At 45.8% G+C, this 19,891-nt stretch carries 17 protein-coding genes; 8 read left to right on the top strand and 9 right to left on the bottom strand.

Annotated elements, in window-relative coordinates; translation table 11 throughout:
* Nucleotides 1–154: 154 nt before the first annotated feature.
* Nucleotides 155–946, top strand: coding sequence for a 3-methyl-2-oxobutanoate hydroxymethyltransferase (gene panB, locus IEW88_RS02195; RefSeq protein WP_147902914.1), 792 nt, complete (start codon nt 155–157; stop codon nt 944–946).
* 12 nt (nt 947–958) lie between these two features.
* On the top strand, nt 959–1,801 hold the full coding sequence (panC, locus tag IEW88_RS02190; RefSeq protein WP_147902915.1) for a pantoate--beta-alanine ligase: 843 nt from the start codon (nt 959–961) through the stop codon (nt 1,799–1,801).
* Here the strand turns inward: panC and IEW88_RS02185 are convergent.
* On the bottom strand, nt 1,798–2,205 hold the full coding sequence (locus tag IEW88_RS02185; protein ID WP_147902916.1) for a GFA family protein: 408 nt from the start codon (nt 2,203–2,205) through the stop codon (nt 1,798–1,800). The genes panC and IEW88_RS02185 overlap by 4 nt on opposite strands.
* A 29-nt stretch (nt 2,206–2,234) precedes the next feature.
* The gene (locus tag IEW88_RS02180; RefSeq protein WP_147902917.1) at nt 2,235–2,432 is read right to left on the bottom strand and encodes a PspC domain-containing protein; all 198 of its coding nucleotides are present in this window, start codon (nt 2,430–2,432) and stop codon (nt 2,235–2,237) included.
* A gap of 121 nt (nt 2,433–2,553) precedes the next feature.
* Here IEW88_RS02180 and IEW88_RS02175 point away from each other — a divergent pair, with 121 nt between their 5' ends.
* Nucleotides 2,554–3,270: a sulfite exporter TauE/SafE family protein gene (locus tag IEW88_RS02175; RefSeq protein ID WP_147902918.1), complete on the top strand. Its 717-nt coding sequence runs from the start codon at nt 2,554–2,556 to the stop codon at nt 3,268–3,270.
* Nucleotides 3,271–3,273: 3 nt separating this feature from the next.
* On the opposite strand, the gene panP is transcribed toward IEW88_RS02175, so the two are convergent.
* Entirely contained in the window at nt 3,274–4,920 is a 1,647-nt protein-coding gene (panP, locus tag IEW88_RS02170; RefSeq protein WP_147902919.1) for a pyridoxal-dependent aspartate 1-decarboxylase PanP, read from the bottom strand.
* A gap of 350 nt (nt 4,921–5,270) precedes the next feature.
* Between panP and IEW88_RS02165 the strand changes: the two genes are divergently transcribed.
* Entirely contained in the window at nt 5,271–7,121 is a 1,851-nt protein-coding gene (locus IEW88_RS02165) for an EAL domain-containing protein (RefSeq protein WP_185148512.1), read from the top strand.
* A 50-nt stretch (nt 7,122–7,171) separates the two neighbouring features.
* On the opposite strand, the gene IEW88_RS02160 is transcribed toward IEW88_RS02165, so the two are convergent.
* The 4 genes from IEW88_RS02160 to mpl form a co-directional block, all read right to left on the bottom strand.
* On the bottom strand, nt 7,172–7,942 hold the full coding sequence (locus tag IEW88_RS02160; RefSeq protein WP_053425622.1) for an ABC transporter permease: 771 nt from the start codon (nt 7,940–7,942) through the stop codon (nt 7,172–7,174).
* A complete protein-coding gene (locus tag IEW88_RS02155) occupies nt 7,939–8,865 on the bottom strand; it encodes an ABC transporter ATP-binding protein (protein WP_147902921.1) in 927 nt (308 codons plus the stop codon). Before IEW88_RS02155 ends, IEW88_RS02160 begins: the two co-directional genes overlap by 4 nt.
* A complete protein-coding gene (locus tag IEW88_RS02150; protein WP_147902922.1) occupies nt 8,862–9,476 on the bottom strand; it encodes a flavin prenyltransferase UbiX in 615 nt (204 codons plus the stop codon). The genes IEW88_RS02155 and IEW88_RS02150 overlap by 4 nt, the downstream gene beginning before the upstream one ends.
* 154 nt (nt 9,477–9,630) lie before the next feature.
* Nucleotides 9,631–10,989 carry a UDP-N-acetylmuramate:L-alanyl-gamma-D-glutamyl-meso-diaminopimelate ligase gene (gene mpl / locus IEW88_RS02145; protein WP_147902923.1) on the bottom strand — a complete coding sequence of 453 codons (1,359 nt, stop codon included), beginning with the start codon at nt 10,987–10,989 and terminating at the stop codon, nt 9,631–9,633.
* A gap of 201 nt (nt 10,990–11,190) precedes the next feature.
* Between mpl and IEW88_RS02140 the strand changes: the two genes are divergently transcribed.
* The 3 genes from IEW88_RS02140 to IEW88_RS02130 all read left to right on the top strand — a co-directional run bounded on the left by IEW88_RS02140 (nt 11,191) and on the right by IEW88_RS02130 (nt 14,201).
* Complete coding sequence (locus IEW88_RS02140) at nt 11,191–12,162, top strand: class 1 fructose-bisphosphatase (RefSeq protein WP_053425618.1); 972 nt, start codon at nt 11,191–11,193, stop codon at nt 12,160–12,162.
* Nucleotides 12,163–12,258: 96 nt separating this feature from the next.
* A complete protein-coding gene (ppa, locus tag IEW88_RS02135; RefSeq protein WP_053425617.1) occupies nt 12,259–12,789 on the top strand; it encodes an inorganic diphosphatase in 531 nt (176 codons plus the stop codon).
* A 311-nt stretch (nt 12,790–13,100) separates the two neighbouring features.
* Nucleotides 13,101–14,201 carry a methyl-accepting chemotaxis protein gene (locus IEW88_RS02130; protein ID WP_221411344.1) on the top strand — a complete coding sequence of 367 codons (1,101 nt, stop codon included), beginning with the start codon at nt 13,101–13,103 and terminating at the stop codon, nt 14,199–14,201.
* A gap of 61 nt (nt 14,202–14,262) precedes the next feature.
* Here the strand turns inward: IEW88_RS02130 and IEW88_RS02125 are convergent, their stop codons facing one another.
* Nucleotides 14,263–16,479, bottom strand: coding sequence for a two-component system response regulator (locus tag IEW88_RS02125; protein ID WP_147902924.1), 2,217 nt, complete (start codon nt 16,477–16,479; stop codon nt 14,263–14,265).
* A 309-nt stretch (nt 16,480–16,788) separates the two neighbouring features.
* Between IEW88_RS02125 and IEW88_RS02120 the strand changes: the two genes are divergently transcribed.
* Complete coding sequence (locus IEW88_RS02120) at nt 16,789–17,703, top strand: TIGR03899 family protein (RefSeq protein WP_147902925.1); 915 nt, start codon at nt 16,789–16,791, stop codon at nt 17,701–17,703.
* On the opposite strand, the gene IEW88_RS02115 is transcribed toward IEW88_RS02120, so the two are convergent.
* Nucleotides 17,675–19,837 carry a response regulator gene (locus IEW88_RS02115; RefSeq protein ID WP_147902926.1) on the bottom strand — a complete coding sequence of 721 codons (2,163 nt, stop codon included), beginning with the start codon at nt 19,835–19,837 and terminating at the stop codon, nt 17,675–17,677. The genes IEW88_RS02120 and IEW88_RS02115 overlap by 29 nt on opposite strands.
* Nucleotides 19,838–19,891 lie beyond the last annotated feature (54 nt).

Raw genomic sequence — 19,891 nt, 5'->3', positions numbered from 1 at the left:
CATAGCTTAACTATGCTCCTGGGGTCTTACTGGCTTGTCACCTCCCTGCAACTCCTGGTTGCTTGGTTATATAGAAGATGGATAACTTGCCGTTGGCGTTTTTTTATGCCAAGGTGCGCCCCGAATTATTCCCTTGTGGTCGGATGAGAGAAAAATGGCAAAAATTACCACCGCTCAATTGCTGAAGATGAAACAAAAAGGCGAAAAAATTACCGCCTTAACGGCTTATGACGCCAGTTTCGCTAAATTGTTTGCCGATGCTGGTGTTGAGGTTATTTTAATTGGTGATTCGCTGGGCATGGTATTACAAGGCCACAGTGACACATTACCCGTGACAACAGCTGAAATCGCCTACCACACCCGCTGCGTCCGCGCTGGCGCACCGCTGGCTTTTGTCATCGCCGATATGCCTTTTATGAGTTACGCCACAGTAGAACAGGCGATGCAAAACGCTACTCCGCTGATGCAAGCTGGCGCCAATATGGTCAAGCTTGAAGGCGGTGACTTCCTGTTACCGACCATCAAAGCTTTGACTGAACGGGGTATTCCGGTCTGTGGCCATTTAGGCTTAACTCCTCAGTCAGTGCATGTGTTTGGCGGCTTTAAAGTGCAAGGCCGTGACGAACAAGCCGCAGATGCTATGGTGCAACAGGCTATAGCTTTACAGGACGCTGGTGCTCAACTTTTAGTAGTTGAATGTATTCCGTCTGCGTTGGCTGAACGTATCTCCAAAGCTCTGGTGATCCCGGTGATTGGCATAGGTGCAGGCAAAGACACTGATGGTCAGATTTTAGTGATGCACGACTTGTTAGGCATCAGCTCGGGTTATATTCCAAAATTCTCGAAAAACTTCCTGCAGGAAACCGGTGAGATTAAACAAGCCATCGGCAAATACATCCAGGATGTTAAACAAGGCCAGTTCCCTGGCCCTGAACATAGCTTTTAAGGTCGGTTTTTTATGTTAATGATTCAGGATATAGTTCAACTACGAGCGTTAATCCGGCAATGGCGCAATGCTGGTGAACGGATTGCATTTGTGCCGACTATGGGTAATCTGCACCAGGGCCATTTGCAGTTAGTCGATACCGCCAAACAAAGAGCCGACAGAGTCATTGTCAGTATTTTTGTCAATCCTATGCAGTTTGGTGCCAATGAAGATTTAGATAAATATCCCCGCACTCTGGAGCAGGACTGTAAAGGCTTGACCGAACACGGCGCTGATGCGGTATTTACCCCTACACCTGCCATTATTTATCCCAGGGGCCTGGATGTGCAGACTTATGTCGAGGTGCCTTTACTGGGTGATCACCACTGCGGCGCTAGCCGCGCTGGTCATTTCCGTGGGGTGTCGACCATAGTGACCAAGCTGTTTAATCTGGTCCAGCCTGACATTGCCTGTTTTGGCCAGAAAGACTATCAGCAACTGGCTATTATCCGCCAAATGGTGGCCGATTTATCTATGCCGATTGAAATCATAGGTGTCCCCACTACCCGTGCTGAGGATGGCTTAGCCTTAAGTTCACGCAATGGGTATTTGACTGCAGAACAACGCGCCATAGCGCCTGATTTGTACAGCGTTTTACAGTGGATGAAACAACAGTTACATCAAGGCTTCTCTGACTTCAGGGCTTTAGAGCAACAAGCGAAAGACAAGCTCAATGCTGCAGGTTTCAAAGCGGATTACATGAATATATCTAATCGTCAGACGCTAGTACCTGCCACAGACAGCTCCCAGCCTTTAGTGATACTGGCTGCAGCTTATCTAGGCAATACCCGTCTGATTGATAATATTGAAGTTTAGGTCCTGCCTGGTTCATGAGCATCATAACGGGGCAACTCTGCATCCAGATTGTCCCAGCAGGCTTTTGACGAGACAAAGTTATGGCTGATGGGACGCTCTGTGATGTCTGAATCCAGTATGCCCAAGCGAATACGGATCCGAGTTGGATCTGCAGCGCTGGAGCTGTAAACAGGACTGCCGCACTGAGAACAAAAATGCCTTACCCTGCCCTGTTTTAAAGAAAATGCGCTCAGCAATTCTTTGCCCAGCACCACACGAAACTCCGAACTCAATACAAAACCATTAGTGGCGTAAGCCGTACCACTGGATTTACGACACAAAGAACAATGGCAATGGATAATGTCAGTAATACCACCATGAATTTCTACCTTTACTTCACCACAAAGGCATTGGCCCGAATACATACGAAGTCCGTTCTTTTGAGTTCAAGAGTTTAAATAGTGTCTTTTTTTGGCATTAACAGCCACAACACGATATAGATAAACAAGCCAGGGAATGCAGCGGATAACACAGAGAGCAACACATAGGCCAGACGCACACCACCACTGGACCAGCCAAAATAGTCAGCTATACCACCACAGACCCCTGCGATCATTTTATCATTTGATAAAGCTAAGGTTTTATCCGACATTCTGCGTTCCTCCTATGTCATGCCGTTCTTAAAGTAGCGATCTGTCACTACGGATGCAATGCCTCTGTTGTAAGAAACTATGTTCTGCCGCATGCTTAGGCAGATACACACTGAAAAGGCCATGACTTTGCTACTCCTGTTATTTATTCTCTCCTGCCTGACATCCTTATTGGCCGCTTTAATAGGTTTTGGCGGAGGTATGTTGTTGATAGCTATCCTGCCCTTGTTTCTGCCTGCCGCAGCCATAGTGCCTGTGCACGGTTTAACGCAATTAGCCAGTAATAGCTCCAGAGCCCTGTTCTCACTTCAAGATGTATTGTGGTCTTTGATTCCGGGCTTTTTAGCAGGCTCAGTGTTGGGTGTGGCCGCAGCTGGCTGGCTATGGACTCAGCTGCCTGTACAACTGCTCCCGTTGTTTATCGGGCTCTACATCTTACTGAGCTTGTGGCATAAGGGATTCAAAAAACTGCTCAGCCGCTATGAAAACTTTATCTGGATTGGCTTTTTACAAAGTGGTTTAAGTTTATTTGTTGGTGCGACCGGGCCTATTGCCACCAGCTTATTGCTGAAACAAAGCGCTGATCAAAACAAAGTGATAGTGACAACGGCCTTGATGATGTCCATCAGCCATTTGCTCAAAGTACTTGTATTTGGCTGGATAGGTTTTGCCTATCTTGATTATCTGTGGCCTTTAGCGGCGCTGATAGTGGGTGCTGTAGCAGGCTCTTACCTGGGTGCTAAAATCAGGCCACCAGAACCGAACCCCCGCTATATCCACTGGATAAAACTGGGATTATCGGCACTGGCGCTGCAGATGATGATTGCAGCTGTTATCTGAAGATTAAGCTGTGCTATCTTTGGCCATTTGCAACAATCTTGGCAGAAACTCTTTATCCAAAGCAGCCACTTGCTGCTGCTCTTCCAATACATCCAATAAAATCTGATCTGTGGTCAGAGGATTCGCCAGCACTACGCGAAAGACCACTGTGTCCTGGCGATGATAGCGTTCCGGTTTAATCCTGGTGCGGGAGACAAAAGAGCGGCCTTCTTCACGCTGGGTTTTCTGAATAAACTTCGTCAGGCCATTCAGCAGCTCATTAAACTTCTGCAGCTTTTCCGCTGAAGCAGTAGCCATGGCCTGTTGCACTTGAGCAGGCACAAAACGATATGTCAGTAAACAAAGCTCTGGCTCAGTGATAAGCTCAAATTGTGCGTGCTCTTTAATAAGCTGCGCAAAATAGCGGGCTTTATCTAAACTGCGATTAATCAGAATTTCATAACCCTGACGGCCAATCACCTGAAGGCAAGCATGCACCAGCATGGCCATACCAGGGCGTGAACCTTCCAGCGTCTGGCTGCCTAAATCTTTTGAGCCTTTGCGCAGAATATACTCAGCATGGTGTTCTATCGCATGAGCAGAAGAGGGGTGTTTAAATACCACCATACCAGCGCCCATAGGCACGTACATTTGTTTATGAGCGTCAATAGTGACTGAATCAGCTCTTTCTATACCCTTTAGCAGATGGCGGTATTTATCCGACAATAAAGTGGCCCCGCCCCAGGCCGCATCTACGTGGAAATGGCAGCCCAGTTCAGCGGCTAAATCCGCTAAATCATTCAGCGGGTCGACATTGCCTGTTTCAGTGGTGCCTGCAACACCTACTATCGCCATCACTTTGATATTTTTATCATTCAGTTCACGACTGATGCGACGCATTTCAGCGCTTTGTACTTTGTTGTTCGCATCAGTTTTCACAGGCACTAAGAACTCACGGCCAATACCTAAAATATCAGCGGCTTTGCCTAAAGAATAATGCCCACGCTCTGAGACTAAAATGGCTAAACCTTCATAGCCATAATACTTCATCGCACGGAACAGGCCTTCTTTGGCGACGCCTTTAAAGTCACCTTCGGCTTTTAGCAGACGGTTCCGGGCAATCCAAAGCGCAGTGATATTGGCAATAGTACCGCCAGAGCAAAAAGCACCTAAAGAATGGTTAGCACTGTGCATCCATTTTTTATAGAAGCTGTCGCCCTCACCATACACCAGATGATGCATCATGCCGATGACCTGACGCTCTAGCGGAGTGAAAGCTTTAGAGGTTTCGATTTTTACCAGATTCTGGTTTAAACCCACCATCATTTTTGACAACGGCAACACAAAATAAGGCAAAGCCGAGGTCATATGACCAATAAAACTTGGAGCTGCGGTATGGACTGAATGCGCCACCAGTTTTTCCATCATCTGCTCAGCATAATCCGAGACAAATTTAGGTTCTGATGGGATCTGATGAGCCTGAAAATCGCGTTCAATTTGCCAGAGAGGCTTCTCTACAGCGACAATACTTTCGCGTAAAAAGCCAGCCAGGTTCTGTGAAATATTCTGCTCAATGATACTTAAAGTCGAGTCCGGTGCCTCTGGCACAGTAAATATGCGCCACAAAGCTTCTTCAGAAGCGGTAGCCTGACGTTTATTTAATTCTGTCATTCGTATCCTGTCTCACCGTTGTCTCTAAGTCGGCTTCTTATTTTGTGTTTTCAGGCCGTAAAATCAGTAAGTCAAAAAAGGCAGTCACTGTACTAAATGCCCCTTTAAATGTCTTTAAAAAAATTCATCTGTTGATCATCTCTGTGCAAAGATGCCGCAATAATCGAACAAACAGGCTATTTTTGCCGAATGTCGCTACCTGATTACAACAAATCTGTAGAGGAAGTCCTGCCTCATCAGATTAAAGTATTAGCTGTCAGCCTGAGTGAAATCAGCTAAGCTATTAACGTATTGTTTTCAGGTTCCTTTTTACGAGTCATTGCATGGTACGGATCCGTTCAGCGCATTTTATGATTGCCAGTCTCGTGGTGTATTTGTTCGCCATCGTTTTTTTTGTGTATTACCAGTACCAGCAAACCTATCAGACTAAACTGGCACAGATTGACCAGCAACTGATCAGTGCAGTAAAAGCAGTGCCCTATTTACTTGGCGAAAACTACCACAATAACATCAGTGGCCCCCAACATATCTCTCGTGCTGAGTATCTGGAGCTGGCTAAGAAACTCAGCCTGTACGCCAAAGATGTAAAATTACAATATGTCTACAGCATGATCCAGGTCGATGGCAAAGTACATTTCACCTCATCCAGCTACACAGAAGATGACTTACTTCGTGGCCAGTTAAGCTACTTTTACGATTATTATCCTGAAGCGACGGAGGCCAACAAAGCTGCTTTTGCCTCCATAGCGCCGGTATTTGAAGAGTCTGTTGACCAATTTGGTCATTTCCGTTCTGTCTTGATTCCGTATCAAAGCGCCGATGGCACTGTGTATTTAGCGGGCGCTGATATTGCCATTACCGATCTGGATCAGTGGCTGATGGCCAGTATGCAGCACTCTATTTTAAGTGGTTCAATATTCTTTGGTTTAGCCCTGCTGTTGGCGTTAAGTTACGCCGTGGTATTACGACATAACCTGACCACAGACCGCAGCTCTGGGCAGCGCAATGCCTTAGCTTTGGAAGCCCATCTGCGACGTGAGTCAGCAAACCTCTGCCAACTGGCTATTTTACAAGTCAACAATCTTGAGGAAATCAGTCACTTGTACGGCACCCTGATTGCCGAACAAGCGGTGAAGCACTTTATTCACCAGTTACAACAGCATCTGGGACCTTCATTCCGATTATACCGTTTGTCTTTTGAAAAGCTTGCTATTCGCCGCGTTGCTGCAAGCTCTGATCACGAATTGCATGACAAACTCAAAAGTTTTGATTTCAGTCAGCCAGTGCTGAATGACCCTTACCTGCTCTTTACTGTGACTTTAGGCGTGGCGTTATCTCCTGCCGCTGTAGTGCTGGAAAATGCCATGTTGGCGGTCAATACAGCACGTTTGCAGCAGCAATCATTAGTGGTGTATTCGGATAACTTACTGGCGCTGAAACAGCATTTGCATACCAATATCAAAATGGCCAAAGAAGTACGTGAGGCCATAGGTCATGAACAAATAGTGCCGTACTTCCAGCCTGTGGTACACATCAGTACAGGTGAGATTCTCCAATACGAATGTCTGGCGCGGATTTTACGCAGTGACGGCAGCATACTGACGCCGGGTCAGTTTTTAAGCATCATCAATCGTAATCATCTGGATACTGAGCTGACCAAAATGATGTTTATTAAAAGTGCCAGTCAGTTCGCTAGCTCTGAAGTCAGCTGGTCTATTAATATCACTTGTCGGGACTTACTGGATGATGATTTGCAACAGTTTTTCCTCGACTACCTGCAGCATTACCCCAAACCACAACGGGTCTATTTTGAACTGGCTGAAGCCGGAGTTTTACCTCAGTTTGAGCGCTGTCGTGAGGCTATACTGGCCCTACAGAAAACCGGAGCCAAGGTACTGCTGGATGATTTTGGTATAGCAAGCGGTATAGGCATAGCCGATTTACTGCAGTTACGGGTGGATGGATTAAAAATTCATGGCAGCTTAATTGAACTGATAAGCTCAGACCCGGACGCTCAGCTTTTTATTGAACATATCAGCTCTTTTGCCAAACAAACCAACTTACTGATCATCGCAGAAATGGTCGAAAGCAAACAATCTTTGGATGCACTGGAACGTTGTGGCATCAGCTACGCCCAAGGTTACTATTTTGGCCCTGCAGCGCCAGTGCCACTTCGCTACTATGAAAGAGGAACTGTATAAAAAAGAGGCGCTGTATAAGCGCCTCTTTTTTGATGTGAAGGTGCAGTGGCTTAGCTTCTAAGGCCAGTACCCTTATTAATCAGATACATAGCAAAGCTAAAAAACACAACAATAAAACCAACAATCACACTGAACGCAAACACCAGATTGACATCACTGACACCTAAAAAGCCGTAACGGAAGGCGTTGACCATATACACAATGGGGTTCACCTTCGAGACATACTGCCAAAACTCCGGCAGCAAACTCAGTGAATAAAACACGCCGCCCAGGTAAGTTAAAGGCGTCAGTACAAAAGTTGGAATGATACTGATGTCATCAAAAGTTTTGGCGTAAATAGCGTTAATTAAACCGGCCAGCGAAAACAAAGTGGCAGTCAATACCACTGTCGACATCAGAATAAACAAATGATGCACTTTGATATCGACAAAAAACAGTGATAACAAAGAGACTATCAATCCAACCAGAATGCCGCGCGCCACGCCACCACCGACATAACCCAGCACTATGATGTAGTTAGGTACAGGTGCGACCAATAGCTCTTCGACATTACGTTGAAACTTGGCACTGAAAAAAGATGAGGCCACATTCGAGTAGGAGTTGGTGATGACCGACATCATAATCAGGCCAGGCACAATAAACTCCATATAACTGAAGCCCCCCATATCACCAATACGCGAGCCCACCAAAGCACCAAAAATGACAAAATACAAGGTCATGGTAATGGCTGGAGGCACCAGGGTTTGCACCCAAATGCGCATAAATCTGTTGGTTTCTTTATAAAGAATACTTTGTAGCGCTATTAAATTACGAGAACTCATACTTTGGCTCCGCGTCCGTTTTCGACCAGACTGACAAACAACTCTTCCAGACGGTTGGCTTTGTTACGCATTGAAAGCACCTGAATGCCTTGCGCTGTTAAAGCGCTGAATACGCCATTTAAGCCCTGAGCTTTTTCCACATCGACTTCCAGACTATGGCTGTCAGTCTGACGGAAGGTATAACCCTCCAGTGTGATCACAGCATCTGTCGGCGCTATATCCAGTAAAAAGGTTTCCTTATTGAGCTTACTCAACAGGTTTTTCATGCTGGTATTTTCGACAATCTGGCCTTTGTCGATAATGGCGATATTACGGCACAACGACTCTGCTTCTTCCAGATAGTGAGTGGTCAGAATAATAGTCACACCCTGCTGGTTAATCTCTTTTAAGAACTCCCACATAGAGCGGCGTAGTTCAATATCCACCCCCGCTGTAGGTTCATCTAGAATCAGTAACTTAGGTTCATGCATTAAAGCTCGGGCTATCATCAGACGGCGTTTCATACCACCAGACAACTCACGCGAGCGGGCATAGCGTTTATCCCATAAGCCAAGCTGACCTAAGTATTTTTCAGCCCGCACTATGGCGACAGAACGTGGCACACCATAATAACCAGCCTGATTCAATACAATTTGCAGCACAGTTTCAAACTGGTTGAAGTTAAATTCCTGTGGTACTAAACCCAGCTGGCTTTTGGCATCTTCCAGTTGAGTATCTAAGTCATAATCAAAAACTTTGACTGTACCGCTGCTTTTATTGACCAGTGAACTGATAATGCCAATGCTGGTACTTTTGCCTGCGCCATTCGGGCCTAATAGAGCAAAAAAGTCGCCTTGCTGCACTTGCAGATCAATACCTTTTAAAGCGACAGTGCCGCTTTTATACACCTTGTGTAACTGTTGAATATCTAACGCTAAGGTCACTGTGGATCTCCATAGCCCCAACGGCTGACTAACTGTTGCTTTAAACCTAAATGGTCAAGAATTCGTGCCACCATAAAGTCGATTAAGTCATCGACAGATTGAGGCTGATGATAAAAACCAGGCGCTGCCGGCATCACCACTGCGCCAGCTTTGGACAAGGCAAGTAAGTTCTCCAGATGAATAGTACCTAATGGAGTTTCGCGGGGCACAATAATCAGCTGACCTCGCTCTTTCAGCACTACATCCGCAGCACGTTCAATCAGATTGTCACTCATGCCATGGGCAATAGCGGCAGCAGTGCCAGTAGAGCATGGGCAAATCACCATCTGCTTCGGTGCAGCAGAACCTGAAGCACAAGGCGAAAACCAGTCGTCTTTGCCATACACTGCGAGCAGCTCTTTGCTGGCACCGGTTTTTTCCAGAATAAAATCACGACAGGCTTCAGGCCCGCCCGGAAGTTTTAAATCATATTCGGTAGCGAATACCACGCGGGCCGCACTGGAAATTAACAGATGCACTTTAACTTGTTGTGCCAGTAAGTTTTCCAGCAAACGCCAGCCATAACCAGCGCCTGAAGCGCCGGTAAAAGCTAAGGTGACTTCTTGGGTCATGGAGTTCTCTTTTTAAAGTGGTGGCTCTTATTTTCACGCCGATCTGAACCCTAAGTAATTGGAGTTGCGGCGAGGCGGCAAGTGTTCAAGACCCCAGGAGCATAGTTAACCTATGTGACTGGGGCGCGAACAGGCAGCCAACAAAGCTGCAGCTTCAAGTACGACGGGTTGCAAACAAGGCGTCCAGTAACTTTTGATGTATACCACCAAAACCGCCATTGCTCATAATGACTATATGATCCCCTGCGGACGCTTTTTCAACCAAAGCGGCCACTATTAATTCAACTGATTGAAACACTTGCGCCCTGCCCGGCATCTGTTCTGCCACAGCAGTCAGGGACCAGCCAGAATTTGCAGGTTCAAACAGCAGCACTTCATTGGCATCATGCAGCGAATCAGCGATAGCAGATTTGTGTACGCCCATTCGCATGGTGTTGGATCTCGGCTCCAGCACTGCCCAGATTTTTGCATCCCCGACACGGGCTCTTAAACCGGCCAAAGTGGTTTCAATAGCTGTTGGGTGATGGGCAAAATCGTCGTACACAGCAATATCGTTGATTATACCTTTAAGTTCCATCCGGCGTTTTGGCGCCACAAACTGCGTTAAAGCTTCAATAGAGACTGCCACAGGCACTCCGACATGACGGGCAGCCGCTATCGCCATCACAGCGTTTTCGACATTATGGTTACCACATAAATCCCAACCTAAGGTGCCTTGCGAAACACTTTGATAAAACAGCTCAAATACGCTGCCATCCGGCTGTTTTAACTCCACAGTCCAGTCTTTGCCATAACGCTGTTGTTCGCTCCAGCAGCCCATAGCGAGGGTTTGATCCACAGCTTCAACCTTGGCCGGGCTTAACACCAGACCAGTCGACGGCACCATACGCAGCAAATGATGGAACTGACGCTGAATAGCAGCTAAATCCGGGAAAATATCAGCGTGATCATATTCCAGGTTATTGATGACCAAAGTCCGGGGTCTGTAATGCACAAACTTAGAACGTTTATCAAAAAAAGCCGTGTCGTATTCGTCCGCTTCAATGACAAAAAACGGCGAGTCGCCTAAACGGGCTGAACTATCAAAGTTCTGCGGAATACCACCAATCAAAAAGCCAGGTTTTAGACCTGCATACTCCAGCACCCAAGCCAACATGCTGCTGGTCGTGGTTTTACCATGAGTACCAGATACAGCAAGCACCCAGCGCTGATGCAGAACCTGCTCCGCCAACCACTGCGGGCCAGAATTATAGGGAATATTCTGATCCAGTGTGTACTCCACTGCAGGATTACCACGCGACATGGCATTACCAATAATCACCAGATCAGGCGCGGGTTGTAGCTGAACCGGATCATAACCTTGCGTCAACTCTATACCCAATTGTTCCAGCTGAGTGCTCATAGGTGGGTACACATTGGCATCAGAGCCTGTCACTTTATGCCCAAGACTTTTTGCAATAGCGGCAATACCGCCCATAAAAGTGCCACAAATACCTAAAATATGAATATGCATACTCGATCCTTAGCCGGTCCATTTTGGATTTTGCAGCCATTCTAGCAAAGGACTCTGAAGAACAGCTGAAATAAAACAGTGAGAAACCTGCAATTTAGCCCGAACTTGATTAAAATGGCAGCTGCTGTGGCCGACAGCCTCTAATCAAAATTCATACTGCGGCCAGAGCTTCCTCTACCTACACAAAAAAAGGATGGTGTTATGCGTCGATTGGCTCCGGCCCTGCGTCTAGATGGCGCAGATGCAGAACTGATAGATCTGATTAAAAGTATCGTAGCTGCCTGCAAAGAAATTTCATTTCGGGTCGGTCAGGGTGAACTCTCCGATGTATTGGGTTCCACTTTGAACGAAAATGTTCAGGGCGAAACTCAGAAGAAACTCGATGTTATCTCCAATGAGCTGCTGAAAGATCTGATCCTTGAAACAGGTTCTGTGATGGCCATTTCTTCTGAAGAAGAAGAAAGTACTGTGGCAGGTAACCCTGAAGGCAGATATCTGGTCACCTTCGACCCACTGGATGGTTCGTCCAACACAGATATCAATAGCTTAATTGGCACTATTTTTTCAATTCTGCCGGCCCCCAAAGGCGCAGACCCTGCTGATCCTGCTATTTTCCTGCAACCTGGTACTGCTCAGATTGCAGCGGGTTACATTTTGTATGGCCCTTCAACCCTGATGGCTTTGACCACAGGTAAAGGCACCAAAATGTATACGTTGGATAAAACCTATGGCGGTTTCCTGCTCACCACAGAGCAGGTCACTATTCCCGGTGTCACCGCTGAATTTGCTATTAATATGTCGAACCAACGCTACTGGCAGCCTGCTATGCAGAGCTACATTGCCGACCTGCTCAAAGGCAAAGAAGGTCCCCGCGGTAAGAATTTTAATATGCGTTGGATAGCCGCTATGGTCGGTGACGTCCACAGAATATTATGCCGTGGTGGTATTTTTGCTTATCCACGGGATCTGAAAGACCCAAGCAAACCAGACAAACTGCGCCTGATGTACGAAGCCAATCCAATGAGCTTTCTGGTCGAACAGGCAGGCGGTACCAGTACTACAGGCTATGAACGTATTATGGAAATCCAGCCTGTGGATATTCACCAGCGTGTCCCTGTAATTTTAGGCTCAAAGCACGAAGTGGAAAGCTGCCTGCAGTATCATCAGGCATAGGCCTGGTAAAAGCTGCAGCTTCAAGTACAACGGCTATAGCCATATTTACGGCCGCTGTTATAATACAGCACCAAAATTCAGCATAAAGGAAGCATTATGAGCTTAAGTCAGGTTGCCGCAGGTAAAAATCTGCCAGATGAAATTAATGTCATCATTGAAATTCCGGCGAATGCCGATCCAATCAAATACGAAGTAGACAAAGACACAGGTACAGTCTGGGTTGACCGTTTTATGTCAACACCAATGTTTTACCCGTGCAACTATGGTTTTGTGAACCACACTCTGTCATTAGACGGTGACCCGGTTGATGTATTAGTGCCAACACCATACCCACTGGTACCAGGTGCAGTGATCAAATGCCGTCCAGTTGCTGTATTAAAAATGGCAGACGAAGCCGGTGAAGACGCTAAAGTTTTAGCTGTGCCTATCAGCAAACTGACTAAAATTTATGACAACATCCAGGATCTGAACGACGTGCCAGAACTGCTGAAAAACCAAATCCAGCATTTCTTTGAACGTTACAAAGAGTTAGAGCCAGGTAAGTGGGTCAAAGTCATTGGTTGGGGCGACAAAGCTGAAGCCAGAGCTGAAATCGTCAGCTCGTTTGAGCGCGCTCAGCAGAAGTAACATCTGCGACTGAAAACGGCACTGTAAAGTGCCGTTTTTTTATCCACTGAATCCCTTCAATCCAGCACTTTATTCAGTAATATCCTTCCTGCCAGTCTCTTTGTTTACACCCAGGACTTTTTTCTCAAAAAAACGCAAAATCTGATAAAAACTTCGGTAAATATCTGTTATTTTCAGCAGCAGATTTGGTTTAGTTCTATCGGCCAATTTTCATTATTACAATAATAAATTCTACTTCAGCAGAAAGATTGAAGTGAGTCAGGGGTAAGGTTATGGTTTTGTTTGAATTCGGGTCTGCGCGAACCCAAATTATGCTGTCAAGTGTAATCACGCTCACAACTATGGTGTTATTGGCTACCTTGTTCGCAGGACAGCACTGGTTATGGTCTGTGCTCCTCATCACTGCAGTGCTGCTACTGAACTGGGTATTGCTTCAGTCTGCTGTCAAAAATTACCAAAACTACGTGACGGAACAACAGACGCTAATCAAGCGCTGTGTGCAGGAAAAAGACTTAAGCTTGCGGTTAAGCGCTACTGGTGCTTCGGAGCTGACTCAAGCTCGTGAACAATTTAACCTGTGGCTTGGCACGCTGCAACAGCAACAACACGACACTTCAACTCAGACTGAGCAATTGCAGCAACTGGTTATAGCTATACGCCATATGGCTAAAAACGAACAAAAGCATCTGGGACAACAGCAACAGATTGTGGGTGAGACTCTGACTATGGTGGAGTCGATGAACCAAAGTGTATTAGATGAAGTGCAAAGCGCCAATATGGCGGCTGATGCAGCGAACCACTCCAATCATATTGCGAAACAAGGTCAGCAAACTGTATTCAGCACAGTGCAGAATATCGAACAACTGGCACAAAATTTACAGCAGGCATCAGCCACTATTGCTCAGTTGGAACAAGACAGTAATCAGGTTGGCGCCGTGCTTGAAGTGATTAAAGGTATAGCGGAACAAACTAATTTACTGGCGCTGAACGCCGCTATTGAAGCAGCAAGAGCTGGTGAACAAGGCCGTGGTTTTGCGGTAGTGGCAGATGAAGTACGTACTCTGGCATCCCGTACGCAAAAATCCACTGAACAAATTCAGCGCACCATCGAGCAGTTGCAAAGCGCTGCCCGTGACGCCGTGCAAAAAATGAAGTTAAGCAGTGAACAAGCGGATTTAAGTGTGCAGTCTGCCAATCAGGCGGGATTGTCTTTGCAGGAAATCACCGGCAGCATAGCGCAAATTTGTGCGATGAATCAGGAAATAGCCTCGGCGACAGATGAGCAGCAGCATTTAACTAAAACTATGGTGACATACATGCGGGATATCGCCACACACACCACTCAAAGCCAACAAAACAGCAAAGATTTGCATCAGATGGGCGAACAGCTAGCTTTGATTGCCAGTCGCTAAAACGAATTAAGGGCAGAGTAAAATTAAGCTTTGTTGTTTAATTTTACTCTGCCCTTAATTTTCAACTTTTAGATAAAAACTTCACTAAATCTGCCGCAGTCATAGGTTTAGCATACATAAAGCCCTGTACTTCCTGACAGCCCATAGCACGCACTGCATCTTCCTGCGCCTGAGTTTCTATGCCTTCAGCTATAGTAGCTAAGCCAAGCTTTTGTCCAAGATCCACGATAGTTTCCGCAATTAAAGTGCCGTTGGGCCGGGCAAAATCCTGAATAAAAGCACGATCAATTTTAATCCTGTCTAAAGGCAACTGCTGTAAATAACTCAGGGATGAAAAGCCTATACCAAAGTCATCAATCGCGACTTTAATACCAAATGTTTTTAGCTTGTTTAAAGCTGCAATCACAATTTGTGGATCATCCATCACCACAGACTCGGTAATTTCCAGCTCCAGCAACGCCGGGTCCACCTGATAACGCTCGACACAATCAATAACAGACTGCACAAATCGATGATTACGGAACTGTGGCATAGACACATTCACTGCTATACGTAACTTGGGAAAGCCTTGCGCTTTTAAACTTTGCAATTGTTTACAGGCTTGCTGCAGCACCCAGTCACCTATTTCAATGATAAGGCCAGAGTACTCTGCCAATGGAATAAAAACAGAAGGTGAGACAAAACATCCTTCGGACTGAGGCCAGCGTAATAACGCCTCCATCCCCAACACATGGCCAGTTTTTAAACAAATTTGTGGCTGATACCACAACTGAAGTTTGTCTCTCTGGAAATCCGATCTCAGACTTCTGAGCATGACCAGCCGGTCGACCATCTGTTCTTCCATCTTGGCACTGAAATATTCATAGTTTTGTGCCAGATGCTTTTTTGCTCTGTTCAGCGCTATATACACATGTTTCAGAATAGTCAGGCCATGCATGGCGCTGTCACGTAACCGGCAAAATCCGAAGCTGGCATTGACCTGTAGCGAATGTTCGGAACACTGAAATGGCATTTCAAAAATGCCAGACAACGACTCTGGAGTCAGCGCCTGCTCAGGCCCTATTAAGCCAAATACATCTGCACCAATACGGCCTATCTGGGCGATTTCGCCAAATTGAGCCACCAGTCGGTGCGTGATAGCGATCAGCAGCTCATTGCCCGTTTCCTGGCCTAAACCATCGTTCACATCAGAAAAATGATCAATATCAATCAGTACTGCAACATTACGATCAGGATCCAGACGACGGGTTTCCTGCAACAAAGCGGTGAACTCGTTACGGTTTGGTGTTTTAGTTAAAGGATCAATATAAGCAGCGTGTTTTAATTGCTGAAACAACGTGACGTTTTCATAGCCAATGGAGATATTACTCAAAAACACTTCGATCAACTGGCGATCAAAATCTTCCACCGGCCTGTTGGTTTCGATATAAACAGCAGCTGCATGTTCCGTATTGCCTAGATACAATACGGTATCTTTTTCGGTAAAAATGTGGCGTCTTTCTTCAAGGCAGGTGGTAATTTGCTGAATAATTCTGTGGTTGTTCAGTCGTTCCAATTTGCATTTGATATAGGGCGCATAGTGCCCTGCCGCACCCAACACATAAATAGTATCACTGCTACTGCCGTCATCCTCAATCTGCGCACAGAGCACCCCTTCTGCATGCAAACCTATTAATGAAGAAATCTGAGTTACCACTCCTTCAGAGAATTCATGCAAAGAATGCTGTTCAAGCAAATTAGCGCCGGCATTGATAATTTTCTGTAAGCCGATACGGTTTTGATTAATAGTACGGATTTGCTGATAGCTGCGAATGGACGAAATAATAGCGGTAACCAGCTTATTGCGGGTCAGCTCAGTTTTGGTTTTATAGTCGTTGATGTCATATTCTTTGATGACACTCTCTTCCGGGGCATAACCTGGCTGGCCGGTACGCAGAACTATCCGTACCTCATCCATCTTTAATTCATCGCGGATTTGCTGCACAACCTTGAGACCTGCGTCGTCAGACTCCATCACGACATCAAGTAAAATAACGGCGATGTAAGGATGTTGTGCCAGAAACTTCAGTGCTTCTTTACCGGAAAACGCATGATGAAACACCAACTTACGGTCCAAAACCAATAAGTCAGATAAAGCCAGCTTAGTGACTGTATGAATTTCTTCGTCATCATCCACAATCAACAGGTGCCACTCACCGCTGGATTGGGTTTCTGCTTCCGAATTTATTTCGTCTTCTGCGAGGAACAGAAAATCATCATCTGCTGCTTTTGACACCATGCTCCGACCTTTTTTACATCAGCTGTAAGGGACTTTTTTAAAAACATATCAAGGTTTTACTGCATAAATACGAGCCTAAACCCTGTATTAGCTTTAACAATCAGAACCTAATCCCACAACAATCCTTGGTAAGCTTTTAATCCAGTTGTTCTACACTATACTCTCAGGCAGAAAAAGCAATTCATTTTATTAAAACCATTATGAATCATTGATTTAACACATTCATAAACTTCTTCTGAAGTCGTCACCTGGTTTTTGCGCTATTGTGAAAAATAAACACTAGAAACTGTCTTCATCTGAGGTGTACTGATGCAGAAAATCTCTACTGGTCGTGGTCATCAACGTTTATTGCAATTAGCTCGCAGCCAGTTAGGTCAGGAATTCGCAACAAAAAGCAGCGCGGCAGATACAGAGACGGTCAGTCAGGTTCAGGCAGGCGACTTTAGTCAACGTCATCAGAGTCTGTCACAGCGATCCGGAGCTCCTGTCTCTATCGAGACTGGCTTTAAAGGCCCGACTCTATCACAACGTGCTGAACGACGTGAGCGCATGAATAAAGAACGACAGCAGTCCAATTTAGAGAAGATCATGGCACTGGCTTTGGATTTTTGTCCGGACTACGTCGCAGAGATGGAGGTCGACCCGGATTGGTTTCAGCAATACTGTGACCTCGTGCTGAATATTTCTAACCAAACCATGCAACAGCTATGGGCTAAGATACTGGCTGGAGAAATTGGCCAACCTGGCAGCTTTTCGCTAAAAACCTTATTTTTATTACAACGTATGAGTTACAAAGAGGCCTTAGCCTTACAAAAAGCAGCAAGTCTGACCTGTAGAGTCAGACTACAGGACAGTGGTCATATTTATTTTGGTTATGTCCGCAAACCTTCTATCTGGCAAGTGCTGACAGGTCGTAGCAGAGCTGTGCTGAACCTGAGCCAGTTCGGGCTGACTTATCCTCAGATCCTAAGCTTGATTGACCTCAATCTGTTGCATCAGATTGAAATTGAAAGCGGTGAATTGATCCCGGCTCAACCTTTGCAGTTGCAATACCACCAGCACCAGCTGACCTGCAAAGCCAGGCATTCAGGAGTGGTACTGCAATACTACAAATTTACTCCTGTAGGAGCTGAGCTCTTGCCTTTGCTGAACAGTCAGGCTAATCCGGCTTATCTGCAAGCGGTAAAGCAACTGTTTAACCCGGTATTGGATTTTGAGGGCTGAGTTGCTGACAGCGTCGGATCAAGTCTGCCACTTTGTGAGCATCTAAAGGCTTGATTACCACATCATTCATTCCAGCCTGATGAAACTGCTGGATTTCCTCCGGTAAAGCATGGGCGGTAAATGCCATAATCACCGTATTCTGATGTTGTGGTAATTGCCTGATCAGGTGAGTCGCCAAAATGCCTGACATATCCGGTAACTGAATATCCATCAGGATCAACTGATATCGGCCACTTTTAGCAAGCCGGACCGCATCAGCTCCCGTCTCTGCGGTATCAACTTCTAACTGTTGCTGACTCAGGATGGCTTTGACAAAAGCCAGATTAGTTTTGTTATCATCCACCACCAATAGCCTCAACTGCGGTTCTGCAGGCTTGCGGTCAATATACTGCCGGATATCTGCTGACAACATAGGGTTGGCCAATACAGGACAATTTAACATCTGTTTCCAGTCATTCAACTGGGCAAAGTCACAAAATGCCAATAACGGAGTACGAGCTGCAAGGGCCTGTAATTCAGTCCGAAGCGAGTCTGCAGTATCAGGAGAAGGCAGTTGCACAAGCACTAAATCAACGAGTCGATGTTGTAACTCAGGCTGAAGTTGTGACCATTGTTGGATATAAATAACTTGTTCTGCAACTGAATAAACACTTTGTTTTAAAACGGCAGCCCGCAGAGGGTTAGTGTCCAGATAGACTGCAGTTTGATACATAGGAAGCTCTGTACTTTTTACTGCAATTAAGGACAATTCAAGGCGTACTGAACAACCTAAGTCTTCCAAAGCAGATACGGACAATTTAGCGCCAAGCCGTGTCAGTGATCTGTGGCAGAGTTGCTGCACTACTGCAGCAGATTCTGTTGTTGAAATCACCTGTCGAATCGCTTTGCTCTGGCCTGAGTGATCAAACTGCAGCAACAGTTTATTGTCGGAAAATGTCTGCAGGTTGATATGCAGACTCAATTCGTTTTGTTGCACATCCTGTAGCACAAGACTCAGGATTTGTTTCAATAACTCAGCCGTGTGTCGGGTATAAAACTGCACTTCAGATACACTCAGTGCAGGGTCCTCCACCAGAACAAAATTCAATTTATCAAGTTGCAGTTCTTGCTGCCATACTGCCACCTGCGCAGCCAGCCATGCAGGAAACCAGACAGTTTCCTGCTGCAATTCAAGCTTATCCAGCATATCCTGAGTCTGCAGCCACTTCAGCAGTTGAGCCTGCTGCTCCGTTTTCCCGGCATGACCTAAAACACAAAGTTGTTGCCATTGCTGTAATTGGCATTGGCTGCTGTTTAATTCATCGGCAAGAGTCATTAACTGTTGTTGATAGTTCAGCTCCCGTTGCTCACATTCCATTTGTTTGTTTTGTTCTTGCTTTTGTTCCAGCTGATGTTGTAATTGCAATTGCTGTTGGAGCTGCTGTTGCTGCGTATACAGTGAGCGAAACAACAATGTCAGTTCGGCAGAGTCAAACTCTGTAAGCTTTTTATCGTTAAGCTCCTGAGAAGAAACTAAAGTCCGGATTTGTCTCAAAAATGCCTGCCAACGTAAATGCTGATGGTAAAAAATACGGCGCTGCAATAACACAGCTAAAGCAAGAATGATGACTAACACTGTGCCCCACAAAAAGCTTTGCCACCACCATAGCTGAGATAAACGCAATGGCGAGATCTGGATAGCGACATAGCCCAAGGTACTGCCCTCAGCTGCGACTTTATCGCTGTCGAAATAACTCATACTGGCAGGAGTCACCATCACAGTGGACCACAACAGAGTAGAACCATCTTGTAAGGCTTTTTGTCCGGTTAAATCACGGGTTGGACTAAAATTAAACAGCTCACGCGGAAATTGGGTTGCGGCAAACAAATTGCCATCAGCCTGATACACTAAAATAGCTTTGATAGGTAAAGTACTGGAAAAGCTGGTGGCCAGCAGATGGCCTTTGACTTGCTCTATTTTGTTCTGTGCTAAAAAGGGTTCAACCATCAAAGACAAACTCATCAGCAATTGCTGTTCAGCCTGAACTCTGACCATAGTTTCATGACGTAATTGCAGCTTTGCAGAGCTATAAAGACAGATAACGATCAGGGCTAGAGAGCCAAATACCAAACCCAGTTTAGCTTTTAACGTCATGTCAATTGAACCCTGAAATCCCTGAGCTGCACTATAAGCTGCCCCTCAAAGCAG

Source organism: Rheinheimera tangshanensis (assembly GCF_014645135.1).
Lineage (GTDB): Bacteria > Pseudomonadota > Gammaproteobacteria > Enterobacterales > Alteromonadaceae > Pararheinheimera > Pararheinheimera tangshanensis.
Note: the sequence above shows the minus strand (reverse complement) of the source record. Positions and strands in the feature narration are given on the sequence as shown.